The sequence below is a fragment of the Shinella sp. JR1-6 genome (assembly GCF_004284735.1).
In the GTDB taxonomy this organism is placed as follows: Bacteria; Pseudomonadota; Alphaproteobacteria; order Rhizobiales; family Rhizobiaceae; genus Shinella.
This window is the reverse complement of the sequence record NZ_SHMI01000012.1, coordinates 147313-161600: the sequence shown is the minus strand read 5'-3', so window position 1 is coordinate 161600 and position 14288 is coordinate 147313. Positions and strand designations below refer to the sequence as shown.

The 14288-nt window shown below is 64.4% G+C and carries 13 protein-coding genes; 8 read left to right on the top strand and 5 right to left on the bottom strand.

The features are described from left to right. The 5 genes from EXZ48_RS20770 to EXZ48_RS20750 all read left to right on the top strand — a co-directional run bounded on the left by EXZ48_RS20770 (position 1) and on the right by EXZ48_RS20750 (position 5587). Positions 1–717: a CpaD family pilus assembly protein gene (locus EXZ48_RS20770; protein WP_023514252.1), complete on the top strand. Its 717-nt coding sequence runs from the start codon at positions 1–3 to the stop codon at positions 715–717. A 62-nt stretch (positions 718–779) separates the two neighbouring features. Beyond that, the gene (locus EXZ48_RS20765; RefSeq protein WP_037408222.1) at positions 780–2063 is read left to right on the top strand and encodes a CpaE family protein; all 1284 of its coding nucleotides are present in this window, start codon (positions 780–782) and stop codon (positions 2061–2063) included. Between the two features lie 36 nt (positions 2064–2099). Next, on the top strand, positions 2100–3572 hold the full coding sequence (locus EXZ48_RS20760; protein WP_023514250.1) for a CpaF family protein: 1473 nt from the start codon (positions 2100–2102) through the stop codon (positions 3570–3572). A gap of 9 nt (positions 3573–3581) precedes the next feature. Next, positions 3582–4592, top strand: coding sequence for a type II secretion system F family protein (locus EXZ48_RS20755; RefSeq protein ID WP_024270980.1), 1011 nt, complete (start codon positions 3582–3584; stop codon positions 4590–4592). An 11-nt stretch (positions 4593–4603) separates the two neighbouring features. After that, the gene (locus EXZ48_RS20750) at positions 4604–5587 is read left to right on the top strand and encodes a type II secretion system F family protein (protein WP_130517992.1); all 984 of its coding nucleotides are present in this window, start codon (positions 4604–4606) and stop codon (positions 5585–5587) included. Positions 5588–5730: 143 nt separating this feature from the next. On the opposite strand, the gene EXZ48_RS20745 is transcribed toward EXZ48_RS20750, so the two are convergent. Then, a complete protein-coding gene (locus tag EXZ48_RS20745) occupies positions 5731–6546 on the bottom strand; it encodes a tetratricopeptide repeat protein (RefSeq protein ID WP_130517990.1) in 816 nt (271 codons plus the stop codon). A gap of 135 nt (positions 6547–6681) precedes the next feature. On the opposite strand from EXZ48_RS20745, the gene EXZ48_RS20740 reads away from it, so the two are divergent. From EXZ48_RS20740 to EXZ48_RS20730, 3 genes are all read left to right on the top strand, one after another. Then, entirely contained in the window at positions 6682–8073 is a 1392-nt protein-coding gene (locus tag EXZ48_RS20740; RefSeq protein ID WP_023515696.1) for a M17 family metallopeptidase, read from the top strand. A 67-nt stretch (positions 8074–8140) separates the two neighbouring features. Then, a complete protein-coding gene (locus tag EXZ48_RS20735) occupies positions 8141–8491 on the top strand; it encodes a helix-turn-helix domain-containing protein (protein ID WP_023515697.1) in 351 nt (116 codons plus the stop codon). Between the two features lie 23 nt (positions 8492–8514). Beyond that, positions 8515–9369 carry an NlpC/P60 family protein gene (locus EXZ48_RS20730; protein WP_023515698.1) on the top strand — a complete coding sequence of 285 codons (855 nt, stop codon included), beginning with the start codon at positions 8515–8517 and terminating at the stop codon, positions 9367–9369. Between the two features lie 27 nt (positions 9370–9396). On the opposite strand, the gene EXZ48_RS20725 is transcribed toward EXZ48_RS20730, so the two are convergent. The 4 genes from EXZ48_RS20725 to EXZ48_RS20710 form a co-directional block, all read right to left on the bottom strand. Beyond that, a complete protein-coding gene (locus EXZ48_RS20725; protein WP_130517989.1) occupies positions 9397–10356 on the bottom strand; it encodes a glyoxylate/hydroxypyruvate reductase A in 960 nt (319 codons plus the stop codon). 73 nt (positions 10357–10429) lie between these two features. Then, the gene (locus EXZ48_RS20720) at positions 10430–12064 is read right to left on the bottom strand and encodes an ABC transporter ATP-binding protein (protein WP_130517987.1); all 1635 of its coding nucleotides are present in this window, start codon (positions 12062–12064) and stop codon (positions 10430–10432) included. Further along, positions 12061–13200: an ABC transporter permease gene (locus EXZ48_RS20715; RefSeq protein WP_023515701.1), complete on the bottom strand. Its 1140-nt coding sequence runs from the start codon at positions 13198–13200 to the stop codon at positions 12061–12063. Before EXZ48_RS20715 ends, EXZ48_RS20720 begins: the two co-directional genes overlap by 4 nt. Next, the gene (locus EXZ48_RS20710; protein ID WP_024270981.1) at positions 13200–14276 is read right to left on the bottom strand and encodes a microcin C ABC transporter permease YejB; all 1077 of its coding nucleotides are present in this window, start codon (positions 14274–14276) and stop codon (positions 13200–13202) included. The genes EXZ48_RS20715 and EXZ48_RS20710 overlap by 1 nt, the downstream gene beginning before the upstream one ends. Positions 14277–14288: the final 12 nt, after the last annotated feature.

The following is a 14288-nucleotide window of genomic DNA, read 5'->3' as shown; positions in this document are numbered from 1 at the left end:
ATGCGCGACACGACCAGCAAGACTTGGCTTTCCGCGAGGAACCGCACCATGCACCAGCCCCTGCCGATGCGCGCCGTGTTCGCGGCGACCCTCATCCTGTCCGCCACCGTGCTCGCCAGCTGCGGTGCGCGACCGGATCGCTCCACGACGGCGTCGATCCCGGACGACTACCGCACGCGCCACCCGATCGTGCTGGCTGAATCCGCGCAGACGATGGACATCCCGATCGCCACCGGCGACCGTTCGCTGACGATGGCCATGCGCGACAACATCCGCGGTTTTGCCGCCGACCATGCCGCGAAGTCACGCAGTGCCGTGCAGATCATGCTGCCGCGCGGCTCGGCCAATGCGGCAACGGCCAACTATCTGCGCAAGGATATCCGCACCACGCTGACGGGAGCGGGCCTGAAGCGCGACCAGCTGATCGAGACGAGCTACGATGCGAGCGGCTACGGCGCCAACGCGCCGATCCGGCTTGCCTTCTTCGCCATCACCGCGCAGACGGGCCCCTGCGGCCAATGGCCGGAAGACCTTGTCGTCAACACGATGGAAAACAAGAACTACCAGAACTTCGGCTGTGCATCGCAGGCCAATCTGGCCGCCCAGATCGCCAATCCGATGGATCTCGTGCAGCCGCGTGGCATGACCCCGATCGACGCCGAGCAGCGCAACGTGGTGATTCAGGACTATCGCGAGTTCGGCCAGCCGCTGCTGTAATCGCCGGCTAGGGCCAGGCACATATCCATCCGGTCCGCCGGACACCAGGAACGGGCATGACGATGAGCACAGTAGACTACACCATCGAGCGCGCGGACGCATTTGAGGCGGAAGAGACGGTCCGCTCCACCGAACTGGAGGGCGTTCGCCCGCTGCCGCGCATCTCGGTTCATGCCTTCTGCGAAAGCGAGGCCATGCTGCGCACCATGGAGCGGTGCGGCCAGGACCGGCGTATGGCCAAGGTGAGCCTCAAGGTTTCCAGCGCCAGCATTGCGGCGGCGGCCAATATGTTCGGCTCGGCCCCGACGCCGAACCTGCTTATCCTCGAGACCTCGACGGAACCGCGCGGCATCATGGACGAGCTCGCCCCGCTTGCCGAGGTCTGCGATCCCAGCACCAAGGTCATCATCGTCGGCAGCTACAACGATATTCCGCTTTATCGCGACCTCATCCGCAACGGTATTTCCGAGTATATGGTCGGCCCGGTCGGCATGGCCGACATCCTCAACGCCATGTCGGCAATCTTCGTCGATCCGGACGCCGAGCCGCTCGGTCGCACCATCGCCTTCATCGGCGCCAAGGGCGGGGTGGGGGCGTCGACGATCGCGCACAATTGCGCCTTCGACATTTCGAGCCTCTTCCAGACGGAAGTGATCCTCGCCGATCTCGACCTGCCCTATGGGACGGCCAATATCGATTTCGATCAGGATCCGCCGCAGGGCATTTCCGAAGCGATCTACGCACCGGACCGGCTGGATGAAGTGTTCCTCGATCGCCTGTTGACGAAATGCTCGGAGCGCCTGTCGCTGCTCGCCGCTCCCTCCATGCTCGACCGTGCCTATGACCTGGAGCGCGGCTCTTTCCAGCCGATCATCGAGGTGTTGCAGCGCAGTGCCCCGGTAACCGTGCTCGACGTGCCGCATGCCTGGTCGGAATGGACACGCACGCTGCTCTCGGAGGTCGACGAGCTGGTGATCACGGCGGTGCCGGATCTCGCCAACCTGCGCAACACCAAGAACATGCTCGATGCCTTGAAGAAGCTTCGGCCGAACGACAAGCCGCCGCACCTGATCCTCAACCAGGTCGGTCTGCCGAAGCGGCCGGAGATCGCCACGGCCGATTTCTGCGAGCCGCTCGGCATCCAGCCGGTCGCGGTCATTCCCTTCGATGCGCAGCTCTTCGGCACTGCCGCCAACAGCGGCCGCATGATCGCGGAGATGGACCGCAAGTCACCGACGGCGGAGACATTCTCGCAGATCGCCCATCTCGTGACGGGCCGCGCGACGATCAAGAAACCCAAGAAGGCAGGCCTTGGCAATCTGCTCGGCCTGCTCGGCAAGAAATAGGCCCGACGGGCGGCGCAACAGACTGGATGAAGTGGCATGTTCGGCAAACGCGGCAATGAAGGTTTCGGCAAGAGCGGGGCGGCGGGCCAGGCGGTCCAGGCCACGCCGGCTGCCGTCACGACGGTGACGGCAGAGCGCCCGGCCATGGCCGCGCCGCCGCAACCCGTCTTCGAGCCGGCCCCCGCCCCGGTGCCTGCGCCGGCTGCTGCCGCCCGCCGCCGCGCGCCGCGCACGGAAGACTACTACGACACGAAGAGCCAGGTTTTCTCCGCGCTCATCGACACGATCGACCTGTCGCAGCTCGCCAAGCTCGATACCGAGAGCGCGCGCGAGGAAATTCGCGACATCGTCAACGACATCATCACCATCAAGAATTTCGCGATGTCGATCTCCGAGCAGGAGGAACTGCTCGACGACATCTGCAACGACGTTCTGGGCTATGGTCCGCTGGAGCCGCTGCTCGCGCGTGACGACATTGCCGACATCATGGTCAACGGCGCGGGCAAGACCTATATCGAAGTCGCCGGCAAGGTGCAGGAATCGGAGATCCGCTTCCGCGACAATGCCCAGCTCCTGTCGATCTGCCAGCGCATCGTCAGCCAGGTCGGCCGTCGTGTCGACGAATCGAGCCCGATTTGCGACGCGCGCCTGCCGGACGGTTCGCGCGTCAACGTCATCGCCCCGCCCCTTGCCATCGACGGCACCGCGCTCACCATCCGTAAGTTCAAGAAGGACAAGCTGACGCTCGACCAGCTCGTCAAGTTCGGCTCGATCACGCTCGAAGGCGCGACGTTGCTGCAGATCATCGGTCGCGTGCGCTGCAACCTTGTCATCTCCGGTGGTACCGGCTCGGGCAAGACGACGCTGCTCAACTGCCTGACGAACTACATCGACCGCGACGAACGCGTCATCACCTGCGAGGACTCGGCCGAACTCCAGCTCCAGCAGCCGCATGTGGTGCGTCTCGAAACCCGCCCGCCGAACATCGAGGGCGAGGGCGAGATCACCATGCGCGACCTCATCAAGAACTGCCTGCGCATGCGGCCTGAACGCATCATCGTCGGCGAAGTGCGTGGCCCGGAGGTCTTCGATCTCCTCCAGGCCATGAACACCGGCCACGATGGTTCGATGGGCACGATCCACGCCAACACGCCGCGCGAATGCCTCTCCCGTATGGAATCGATGATCGCCATGGGCGGTTACACGCTGCCAGCCAAGACCGTGCGCGAGATTATCGCCGGTTCGATCGATATCATCATCCAGGCCTCGCGCCTGCGCGACGGTTCGCGCCGCATCACCCACATCACCGAGGTGGTGGGCATGGAAGGCGACGTCATCGTCACGCAGGACCTGATGCGCTTCGATATCCAGGGCGAGGATGCCAATGGCCGCCTGATCGGCAAGCACACCGGCACCGGCATCGGCAAGCCGCATTTCTGGGATCGCGCCCGCTATTTCAACGAGGACAAGCGCCTGGCGGCAACGCTCGACGCGATGGAAAAGCCGTAAGGGGCAGGGATGTTCGGACTGGATATCACCATCGTTGCGATCTTCGCCCTTGCGGCCCTTTCCACCGCGGGGCTTGCCTATGGCCTGCTCTTCTCGCGCATCGAGGCGGCGAAGAAGACGGAAAGCCGCGTGCGCCGCGTCCAGGCTGCCGAAACCGACCAGGGCAAGGCCAAGGCGGCGCGCGACCGCATGCAGGAACTGTCCAAGCGCCGCAAGTCGGTGCAGGATTCGCTGAAGGACCTGGAAAAGAAGCAGCAGGAGCAGACCAAGCGCATTGCCACCACCCTCAAGGCCAAGCTGGTCCAGGCTGGGCTTTCGATCAGCATGACGCAGTTCTACCTTCTCAGCGTCGCCGCCGGCATCTTCATCTTCCTGCTCGCCTTCATTGCGGGCTCCGGCCTGCTCCTCAGCCTGGGTGCGGCCTTCATCGCCGGTGCCGGCCTGCCGCGCTGGGTCGTCGGCTATCTCGTCAAGCGGCGCCTCAACAAATTCCTAGAGGAGTTTCCCAATTCGCTCGACGTGATGACGCGTTCGATCAAGTCCGGCCTGCCGCTGACCGACGCGCTGCGCCTGATCGCGGCCGAAGGCCAGGAGCCGGTGCGCACCGAATTCCGCCGGCTGGTCGAAGCGCAGCAGGTGGGCCTCAGCGTGTCGGAAGCCTGCGCGCGCATGTTCACCAATATTCCGCTGCAGGAAGTCAACTTCTTCGCCATCGTCATCGCGATCCAGAGCCAGGCCGGCGGCAACCTGTCCGAAGCGCTCGGCAACCTCTCCCGCGTCCTGCGCGAACGGCGCAAGATGAAAGCCAAGGTGAGCGCGCTGTCGATGGAGGCGAAGGCCTCGGCCGCCATCATCGGCGCCCTGCCGTTCATCGTCGCCTTCCTCGTCTACCTGACCTCACCCGACTACATCATGATCCTGTTCCAGGATTCGCGCGGCCATCTCATTCTCGGCATTTCGGCCGTCTGGATGTCCATCGGCATTTTCGTGATGCGCAACATGATCAACTTCGATATCTGAGGGGCAGGGGCATGTCGGGATTAGTCACCACCCTTACCGATCCGGCCGTGCTGCTGCCGGCCTTCGTGATGATTGCGGTGCTCGCGACCGTCTACACGCTTGCCGCGCCCTATCTCGACCGCGGCGACCTCGACAAGCGCATGAAGTCCGTGGCACTGGAGCGCGAGCAGATGCGCGCGCGCGAACGTGTCCGCATGAGCGCTGAAGCCAGCCAGAGCAAGGCCTCGCTGCGCGCCCAGCACAATGCTCCCGTCCGCCAGGTCGTCGAGCGGCTCAACCTGCGTGAGGCGCTGGTCGACGCCAACACGATGAACCGCCTGCGTCAGGCCGGCTACCGCTCGCAGAATGCGCTCAATGTCTTCCTTTTTGCGCGCTTCGTGCTGCCCTTCGTCGTCGCCGCTGTCGCCATCTTCTACATTTTCTTCCTCGGCTTCCTTGGCGAAAAGCCGTTGCCGATGCGTATCCTGGCGACAGTCGTCGCCGCCTATATCGGCTTCTACCTGCCCAATCTCTACATCTCCAACCGCGTGTCGAAGCGCCAGCTGTCCATCAAGCGGGCCTGGCCGGATGCGCTCGACCTCATGCTGATCTGCGTCGAGTCCGGTATTTCCATCGAGGTCGCCTTCAGGCGCGTGGCCGATGAAATCGCCATGGCCTCGCCGGAACTGGCCGAGGAACTGGTGCTGACCACGGCCGAGCTCTCTTTCCTCCAGGAACGCCGCGCGGCTTATGAAAACCTCGGCGTACGCACTGGTCTCGATACGGTGAAATCCGTGACGCAGGCCCTCATCCAGGCCGAGCGTTACGGCACGCCGCTTGCCCAGGCGTTGCGTGTCCTCGCCCAGGAATGCCGCGACCAGCGCATGAACGAGGCGGAAAAGAAGGCCGCTGCCCTGCCGCCGAAGCTCACTGTGCCGATGATCCTGTTCTTCCTGCCCGTGCTCGTCGCCGTCATCCTCGGCCCCGCCGGCATCCAGGTCGCCGATCGCTTCTAGAAAGACGGACGGAGCCCAGATCAAAAAAAGCCCCGGTCGAGATGTCGGCCGGGGCGAGGTCGTGCTTGGGAGCAAGTATCAAGGCTATTGCAACAAAACTGTGCGGCGGTTTTGCGTCCGTGGGCGCATCCCGGTCGAGGAGATCAGTTGGTGTTGCCGCTGTCGTCGGCAGCGAGCTTCTTCCAGGCGTTCTGCTGGGTCATCATCGAGCGCAGATAGGCGACATTCGCCTCGGCTTGTTCGGTGGTCAGCTCGCGGCGGGCGATGGTCTCGGCCTCCTGGAAGCGGCCCTGGAGGCCGACGGCCAGCGCCAGGTTCTGGCGCACGCCGCTGTCGGCACCGGGCTGCGAGGCGGCGGAGCGCAGGTAGGTTTCCGCGGTCTTCAGGTCTTTTGCCAGGAGGTAGGACATGCCGAGATTGGACAGGACCGAAGGTTCGTTCGGATTGATGTCGAGCGCCTCGCGATAACGCCCGCGTGCCTCGCCGGCACGGCCGAGCTGGTCGAGGATCGCACCCTCGGCCGATTTCAGCCGCCAGTCCGGCCGGTCCGGTGTCTGCGCGCGCAGGATCGTGTTCAGCGCCTGTTCGAGTTGGCCGGCGGCGGCCTGTGCCTTGCCGTAGGCGGCGAGCACGTCGCGGTCGCTCGGATTGTTGATGGCGACTTGCTGCATGACGGCGAGCGCCTGATCGTTGCGCCCGTTCATGCGCAGTACATTGGCATAGTTTATGCCGACCGTGCGGTCCTTCGGGTTCTTCTCGTAGGCCCGGCCGATCGTCTCGGCGGCCCCCCGCAGTTCCGTCGCATTCATCTCGGAAACCGGCTTCGACATTTTCGGAATGGAGCCGGTCGTGAGGTTGCTCTTGCCCGCACAACCCGCCACGGCAGTGGCGATGACGACGAGGGCTGCGCCTCTCAGAAGCCCGGAACGGAATGACAAACGTGTGAGCGAAGCGGCCATGACAAGTCCCCGAAGCGATTTCCGCAGGTCGCGGCGGTCAAGGAATCACGCCGCAATCTCCGCTCCAGCAATAATCTGTTAACCCTAACAGAGTGTTAATCGCCTGATTCTCAAGCCCTGCCCAAAGGTTCCGCCATGGCCCCCTTCCAGTACATCGACCGGCCCTCTCCCTTCAACACCAAGAACGGCAAGACGCTGCCGATCTTCGCGATCACCCCGGCCCATATCGAGACGGGCACGATCGATCCCATCGCGCTGGACTGGGCGAAGAAGGCCGGTTTCAAGGCGGAGTCCGGGGCGTTGCTGATGGTGCCGACGGCGGATGGCCATCTCGGCGGCGCACTTTTCGGCCTCGGCAAGAATCCGTCCGACGCACCCTTCCTGACGGGCAAGCTCGCCCGTGCGCTGCCGGCCGGTGACTGGCATATCGAGACCGCTCCGCTGACGGCCAATCGCCTGGCGCTCGGCTACGGCCTCGGCAGTTACCGTTTCGAGCGCTACAAGGCCTCCGCCTCGGAAGCCCCGACCTTGCTCATCCCCAGCGATGCCGATGCGACAGACATCAAGCGTCAGCTCGCCGGTGTCTTCCTTGCCCGCGACCTCATCAACACGCCGACCAACGACATGGGCCCGGAAGCGCTGGAAGACGTTTTTCGCGCGCTCGGCGAGCATTACAAGGCCAAGGTCTCTGTCATCACGGGGGATGATCTCCTCAAGGAGAATTTCCCGCTCATCCACACGGTCGGCCGCGCCTCCGCACAGGCCCCGCGTCTGCTCGAGCTCACCTGGGGCAAGAAGGGCCACAAGCGCGTGACGCTGGTCGGCAAGGGCGTCTGCTTCGACACCGGCGGCCTCGACATCAAGCCGGCCGCGTCCATGCTGCTGATGAAGAAGGACATGGGTGGCGCGGCCAATGTCATGGGCCTTGCCCTGATGATCATGGACGCCAAGCTGAAGGTGGACCTGCGCGTGCTCCTGCCGGTCGTCGAGAACTCGATCTCGGCCAACGCCTTCCGCCCTGGCGATATCTACAAGAGCCGCAAGGGCCTCACCGTGCAGATCGACAACACCGATGCCGAGGGCCGGCTGATCCTTGCCGACGCGCTTGCCTATGCCGACGAGGCCGAGGCCGACCTCATCGTCGACATGGCGACGCTGACGGGCGCCGCCCGTGTCGCGCTTGGCCCGGACCTGCCGCCCTTCTTCACCGACGACGAGGACCTTGCCCACGACCTCACCGAGGCGAGCCTGACGGTGGATGATCCGATGTGGCGCATGCCGCTCTATATGGGCTACGACAAGGACGTCTCCGCCCGCATCGCCGATCTCACCAACGCTCCCGCCGGCGGCATGGCGGGGTCGATCACCGCGGCACTGTTCCTCAAGCGCTTCGTCACCCGCAACAAGCATTGGGCGCATTTCGACATCTATGGCTGGGCACAGGCCGAGCGGCCGCATTCGCCTGTCGGCGGCGAGGCGCAGGCCATCCGCGCGCTCTATCATCACCTGCGCAAGGCGACGGCCTGAGCCACGGCTTTTCTTCCGGGAAACGATACGGTATCGTAACGAAAATGCCGTCGTGCCCGGAGACGCCGTGCCGCTAGATCTGACCCCATCGCAGGCGCTCGGCCTCTGGCACGAGGTGACGCTGCAACAGGTCCATGAGGACGGGCGCGACCTGACATTGCGCCAGCTGGCGATCCTGCTGGAAATCTATCTGGTGCCCCCGCCGCATACGGTGCGGGGGCTGGCGGCGAAGCTTGGCGTCACCAAGCCGGTGATTACCCGCGCGCTCGACACGATGGGCGAGCAGGGCCTCGTTACCCGCATGCGCGACGACCGCGATCGCCGCAATGTCATCATCAAGCGCACCGTGGATGGTGCGCTCTATCTCGAACGCCTCGGCGACCTCATCATCGCCCGGGGCCGAGCACAGACCCCCTGAACCGGCACCGCGAGATCAGATCCATGAACGCCCTTCCCGACCGCCGCCTCAACGCCTTCCGTCCGGATCTTGCCGAGGAAGCGCTGCGCGGCACCGTTCCGGCCGAACACTATGTCACGGGTACGCCGGCCCTCGTGGTGCAGCCCGTCGTCGCGCTGCGTCCCCGGCCGGATGCCGCCGCCGGCATTGATACGGAACTCCTCTTCGGTGAAGGCGTGCGCGTGCTCGACCGGGCGGAAGGCTGGGCCTGGGTGAAATCCGATTTCGACGGATATGTCGGGTATTTACCGGAGATGGCGCTCGATGCGGACGCGCCTGCGGCGACCCATGTCGTCGCCGTGCCACGCACCTTTGCCTATTCCGGGCCGGACCTGCGCACACCCGCCGCCTTTGCCCTGTCGATCGGTAGCCGGATAACGGCTGTCGGGGAAAGCGAAACGCGCGGTACCCGCTATCTCACGCTCGCAAGCGGTCAGTCCGTCGTTGCCAGCCACTGCCTTGCCGTCGGGGAGAGGGCGGGGGACGACTATGTCGCCATCGCCGGACGTTTCCTTGAGACGCCCTATCTGTGGGGCGGCCGCTCGGGCTTCGGCCTCGACTGCTCCGCCCTGGTGCAGCTTTCGATGATGATGACGGGCCGCACCGCGCCGCGCGACAGCGACATGCAGGCCGCCGGCCTCGGTTCGCCGATCGAGCGTGCCGCGCTTCGTCGTGGCGACCTCGTCTTCTGGAAGGGCCATGTCGCGATCATGGAAGACGACGCGACCATCATCCACGCCAACGGCCATACGATGAGCGTGGCGCGTGAGGGGCTGGATGCAGCCATCGAGCGCATCGGCTGGCTCTACGAGCAGCCGACCGGCTACCGCCGGCCCTGACGCATATCGGGCCGGCTTCGGCGGGCCTCAATACCCTGCGCTGCGATCAACCAGATGCTCCAGCGGTTTCCCGCTTTCAAGCCGTTCGATCTGTGTTGCGACATGGCGGAAGAGTGCTGCGACATCCGATGCCGCCGAGGCGTGCGGCGTCATGAACACCTTGTCCATCGCCCAGAATGGGCTTTCGAGCGGCAGCGGCTCCTGCTGGAAGACATCCAGCGAGGCGCCGTGCAGCGTGCCGTCGTTGAGGGAAGCGACGATATCGGCCTCCACCTGGCTGCCGCCGCGGCCAGCATTGATGAAGACCGGCGCGCCGAACGGTCCCTTGCGGCTGAGGCGGGTGAAGAGCCCGGTATTGTAGATGCCCTTCGTCTCCGGCGTCAGCGGCAGCAGGCCGACGAGGATGTCGGTCCTGCCGAGGAAGGTGTCGAGCCCGGCCTCGTCGAAGATCTCGAAGCCGTCGATCTTGCGGCCGCTCTTCGACCAGCCGATGGCGTTGAAGCCGAGCGTCTTCAGCTTGGCGGCGGAATCCTGCCCGAGAACGCCGAAGCCCATGATGCCGATCGTCATGTCCTTAGCTTCCGGCTGGGCGAGTTCGCGCCAGACGCGCTTTTCCCGCTGTGCCTCATAGGCCTGGTGCTGGCGCAAATGCAGGAGGCATTGCATGACCACCCACTCGCTCATGCGCGTCGTCAGCGTCTCGTCGACGAAGCGCACGAGCGGCACCGCGGGCAGGCCTGGCAGCGTCAGCACATGATCGACGCCCGCGCCGCCGGAAAACACCACCTTCAGGTCCTTCGCCCGCGAAAAGAGATCGGCGCCGGGCTTCCAAACCACGGCATAGTCGATGCCGGAGAGGTCGCGGTTGCGGTTTGCCGGATGCTGGAGGTTGATCACCTCGCGGTCCGCAAAGGCGCCTTTCAGCGCAGTGGCGACCTGTTCCTGGTCGAATTTCAGATCGATGATGACGGGGCTTTTCGTCTGCATGCTGGTTCCTGCTGAAGCATTTCAGCCGAAGCAAAATCGCTTCGGCGTCGGACAATGCGTAAAAACAAAGGCTCTACTGACGGATGCTTTCGTTGCGGACCGCTTCGAGATTGAAGGCGGCGGCCATCAGCGCCCTGGTATAGGCCTCGCTTGGCCGTTCGATGATATCCTTCGCCGGTCCCTTCTCCACCACCTGCCCGCCGCGCATGACAATGATGTCGTTGGCGAGCGCGCGCACGACCTTGAGGTCATGGCTGATGAAGAGATAGGCGAGATTGTGTTTTGCCTGCAGGTCACGCAGGAGCTCCACCACCTGCGCCTGCACGCTCATGTCGAGCGCCGAGGTCGGCTCGTCGAGCATGACGAATTCCGGCTTCAGCACCATGGCGCGGGCGATCGCGATGCGCTGGCGCTGGCCGCCGGAGAATTCGTGCGGGTAACGCCAGCGGGTGGCCGGGTCGAGGCCGGTCTCTTCCAGCGCGAAGGCGACGCGGTGGTCGCGCTCGGCCTCGGAAAGCGAGGGTTCGTGAACCTTCAGGCCCTCTGCAACGATATCGGCGACCGACATGCGCGGCGAGAGCGAGCCGAAAGGATCCTGGAAGACGATCTGCATGCGGCGGCGCAGGGGGCGCATCTCGCTGAAGGAGTGTCCGGCAATATCCTGTCCGGCAAAGGCGATGCGGCCCTTCGAGGCGATGAGCCGCGTCAGGGCGAGGCCAAGCGTCGTCTTGCCGGAACCGGACTCGCCCACCACGCCGAGCGTGTGGCCGGCACGCAGCGTGACGTCGATGCCGTCGACCGCCTTTACGTGATCGACGACCCGGCGCAGGAAGCCTGCCTTGATCGGGAACCAGACCTTGACGTCCTCCGCCTCGATGACGACGGGCTGGCTGTCGTCGCCCGGGCGGGGCTCGCCCTTCGGCTCGGCGGCGAGCAGGTGGCGGGTATAGGCGTGCTGCGGGTTGGAGAAGATCTCCTCGACGGGGCCGGTCTCGACGATCCTGCCCTTGGTCATCACGCAGACCCGGTCGGCGAATTTTCGGACGATGCCGAGGTCGTGGGTGATGAAGAGCATGGACATGCCGTGCTCGACCTTCAGCGATTTCAGGAGTTCCAGGATCTGCGCCTGGACGGTGACGTCGAGCGCGGTGGTCGGCTCGTCGGCGATCAGCAGCTCCGGGCGATTGGCGAGCGCCATGGCGATCATCACGCGCTGGCGCTGGCCGCCGGAAAGCTCATGTGGATAGGCGGCGAGGCGCTTTTCCGGCTCGCGGATGCCGACCTGGTTGAGCAGCTCGAGCGTTTTTGCGCGGGCGGCCGGGCCTTCGATCTCCTGGTGCAGCTTCAGGATCTCGCCGATCTGCCGCTCGATGGAGTGCAGCGGATTGAGCGAGGTCATCGGCTCCTGGAAGATCATCGTGATGTCGTTGCCGCGCACCGTGCGCAGCGCGGCATCGTCGGCCTTTAGCAGGTTCTTGCCGTTGAAATGGATCTCGCCCGAGGGGTGGCTGGCGGCCGGGTAGGGCAGCAGCTTCAGGATCGAATTGGCGGTCACGGACTTGCCGGAGCCGGACTCGCCGACAAGCGCCACGACCTCGCCGCGACGGATGTCGAAGGAAACGCGGTCGACGGCAAGCGAAGTGTTGCCACCCTGGTGGAAGGCGACGGAGAGGTCGCGGACGGACAGGAGGGGTTCGGGAGCGCTCACCGGAAGGTCTTCCTCGGATCAAAGGCGTCACGCGTCGCTTCGCCGACGAAGATCAGCAGCGACAGCATGAGGGACATGACGACGAAGGCGGTCAGGCCGAGCCACGGCGCCTGGAGATTGTTTTTGCCCTGCGCGACCAGTTCACCGAGCGAGGGTGAACCCGGCGGCATGCCGAAGCCCAGGAAGTCGAGCGAGGTGAGCGTGGTGATCGACCCCGATAGAATGAAGGGCAGGAAGGTCAGCGTCGCCACCATCGCGTTCGGCAGGAGGTGCCGGTACATGATCGTAGCATTGCCGACGCCGAGCGCGCGGGCGGCCCGCACATATTCGAAGTTGCGGGCGCGCAGGAACTCCGCGCGCACCACGCCGACGAAGCCGACCCAGGAGAAGAGCAGCATGATGCCGAGCAGGATCCAGAAGCCGGGCGGCAGGATCGCGGCGATGATGAGCAGGATATAGAGCACCGGCATCGAGGACCAGATCTCGATGAAGCGCTGCATCAGAAGGTCCGTCCAGCCGCCGAAATAGCCCTGCACCGCACCGGCCGTCACGCCGACGATGGCAGAGGCGATGGTGAGAGCCAGGCCGAACAGCACGGAGATGCGGAAACCGTAGATGACGCGGGCGAGCACGTCGCGCGCCTGATCGTCGGTGCCGAGCCAGTTGAGGTTGGCGAGCGTACAGTTCGGGTCGCCGGCGCCACCCGGATAACCGGCGCAGCGCTCCTCGCCGGACATCAGCCAGAAGGGTTTCGTCGGCGCGGAATGGGGGATGTTGGAGTTCGTCGTGTTGTAGGAATAGCGGATCGGCGGCCAGATCATCCAGCCGTTGGCGTTGATCTCTTCCGTGATGAAATCCGAGCGATAGTCCGTCTCGGCGAGGAACCCGCCGAACTTCTCCTCCGGATAGTCGACGAGGACGGGAACGAGGATCTCGCCCTTATAGGAGGCGAGGACCGGCCGGTCGTTGGCGATGAACTCGGCGAACAGGCTGAGCACGAAGATGACGAGGAAGATCCACAGCGACCAGTAGCCGCGGCGGTTCGCCTTGAAATTCTCCCAGCGACGCAGGTTCGTCGGGTTCAACAGGCCCTTCTTCGGCGGGGCGACCGGTGCTGTCTCCGTGACGGCGCTCATCACACGTCCCTCCGCTCGAAATCGATGCGCGGATCGACCCAGGTATAGATGAGGTCGGAGACGAGGCTGACGAGGAGACCCATCAGCGAGAAGATGAAGAGCGTTGCGAAGACGATCGGATAGTCGCGCCGGACGATGGAATCATAGCCGAGGCGACCGAGGCCATCGAGCGAGAAGATGTATTCGATGAGCAGCGAGCCGGTGAAGAAGGCCGAGATGAAGGCTCCCGGAAAGCCGGCGATGATGATCAGCATGGCATTGCGGAAGACGTGGCCGTAGAGCACTTGCCGCTCGGTCAGGCCCTTGGCGCGCGCAGTGGTGACGTATTGCTTCTTGATCTCGTCGATGAACGAATTCTTCGTCAGAAGCGTCGTCGTGGCGAAGGCGGAGAGCAACAGCGTGATCAGCGGCAGCGTCATGTGCCACATGTAATCGAGCGGCTTCTGCCACCAGGCGAGGCTGTCGAAATTGTCCGAGACGATGCCGCGCAACGGAAACCAGTCGAGGAACGAGCCGCCGGCAAAGACCACGATCAGGAGGATGCCGAAGAGGAAGCTCGGCACGGCGTAACCGACGATGATAATGCCGGAGGTCCAGACGTCGAAGGCCGAACCGTCCTTCACGGCCTTGTGGATGCCGAGCGGAATGGAGATGGCATAGGAGAAGACGAGGATCCACACGCCGAGCGAGATGGAGACCGGCATCTTCTGGGCGATCAGATCGATCACCGAGGTGTTGCGGAAGAAGCTCTCGCCGAAATCGAAGCGCAGATAGTCCCACATCATGGTGAAGAAGCGTTCGAGCGGCGGCTTGTCGAAACCGAACTGCTTCTCCAGCTTGGCGATGAATTCCGGATCGAGGCCGCGTGCACCGCGATAGGCGCTGTCCTGACCGATATTCTGCAGGTCGCCGCCGCTGCCGGAGAGGCGGTCGCCGGAACTCTGGCTGGTGAGGTCGGAAATCACCTGCTCGACAGGGCCGCCCGGGGCGAACTGCACGATCGCGAAGGAAATCGCCATGATGCCGAAGATCGTCGGGATCATCAGCAGGAGGCGGCGAAGGATATACGCGCCCATCAGCAGCTACCC

Bases quoted from the DNA above. Each gene is read 5' to 3' on its own strand.
- EXZ48_RS20755 (WP_024270980.1), top strand. From the start codon at position 3,582: ATGTTCGGACTGGATATCACCATCGTTGCGATCTTCGCCCTTGCGGCC.
- EXZ48_RS20740 (WP_023515696.1), top strand. From the start codon at position 6,682: ATGGCCCCCTTCCAGTACATCGACCGGCCCTCTCCCTTCAACACCAAG.
- EXZ48_RS20710 (WP_024270981.1), bottom strand. From the start codon at position 14,276: ATGGGCGCGTATATCCTTCGCCGCCTCCTGCTGATGATCCCGACGATC.
- EXZ48_RS20760 (WP_023514250.1), top strand. From the start codon at position 2,100: ATGTTCGGCAAACGCGGCAATGAAGGTTTCGGCAAGAGCGGGGCGGCG.
- EXZ48_RS20765 (WP_037408222.1), top strand. From the start codon at position 780: ATGAGCACAGTAGACTACACCATCGAGCGCGCGGACGCATTTGAGGCG.
- EXZ48_RS20745 (WP_130517990.1), bottom strand. From the start codon at position 6,546: ATGGCCGCTTCGCTCACACGTTTGTCATTCCGTTCCGGGCTTCTGAGA.
- EXZ48_RS20715 (WP_023515701.1), bottom strand. From the start codon at position 13,200: ATGAGCGCCGTCACGGAGACAGCACCGGTCGCCCCGCCGAAGAAGGGC.
- EXZ48_RS20750 (WP_130517992.1), top strand. From the start codon at position 4,604: ATGTCGGGATTAGTCACCACCCTTACCGATCCGGCCGTGCTGCTGCCG.
- EXZ48_RS20725 (WP_130517989.1), bottom strand. From the start codon at position 10,356: ATGCAGACGAAAAGCCCCGTCATCATCGATCTGAAATTCGACCAGGAA.
- EXZ48_RS20770 (WP_023514252.1), top strand. From the start codon at position 1: ATGCGCGACACGACCAGCAAGACTTGGCTTTCCGCGAGGAACCGCACC.
- EXZ48_RS20730 (WP_023515698.1), top strand. From the start codon at position 8,515: ATGAACGCCCTTCCCGACCGCCGCCTCAACGCCTTCCGTCCGGATCTT.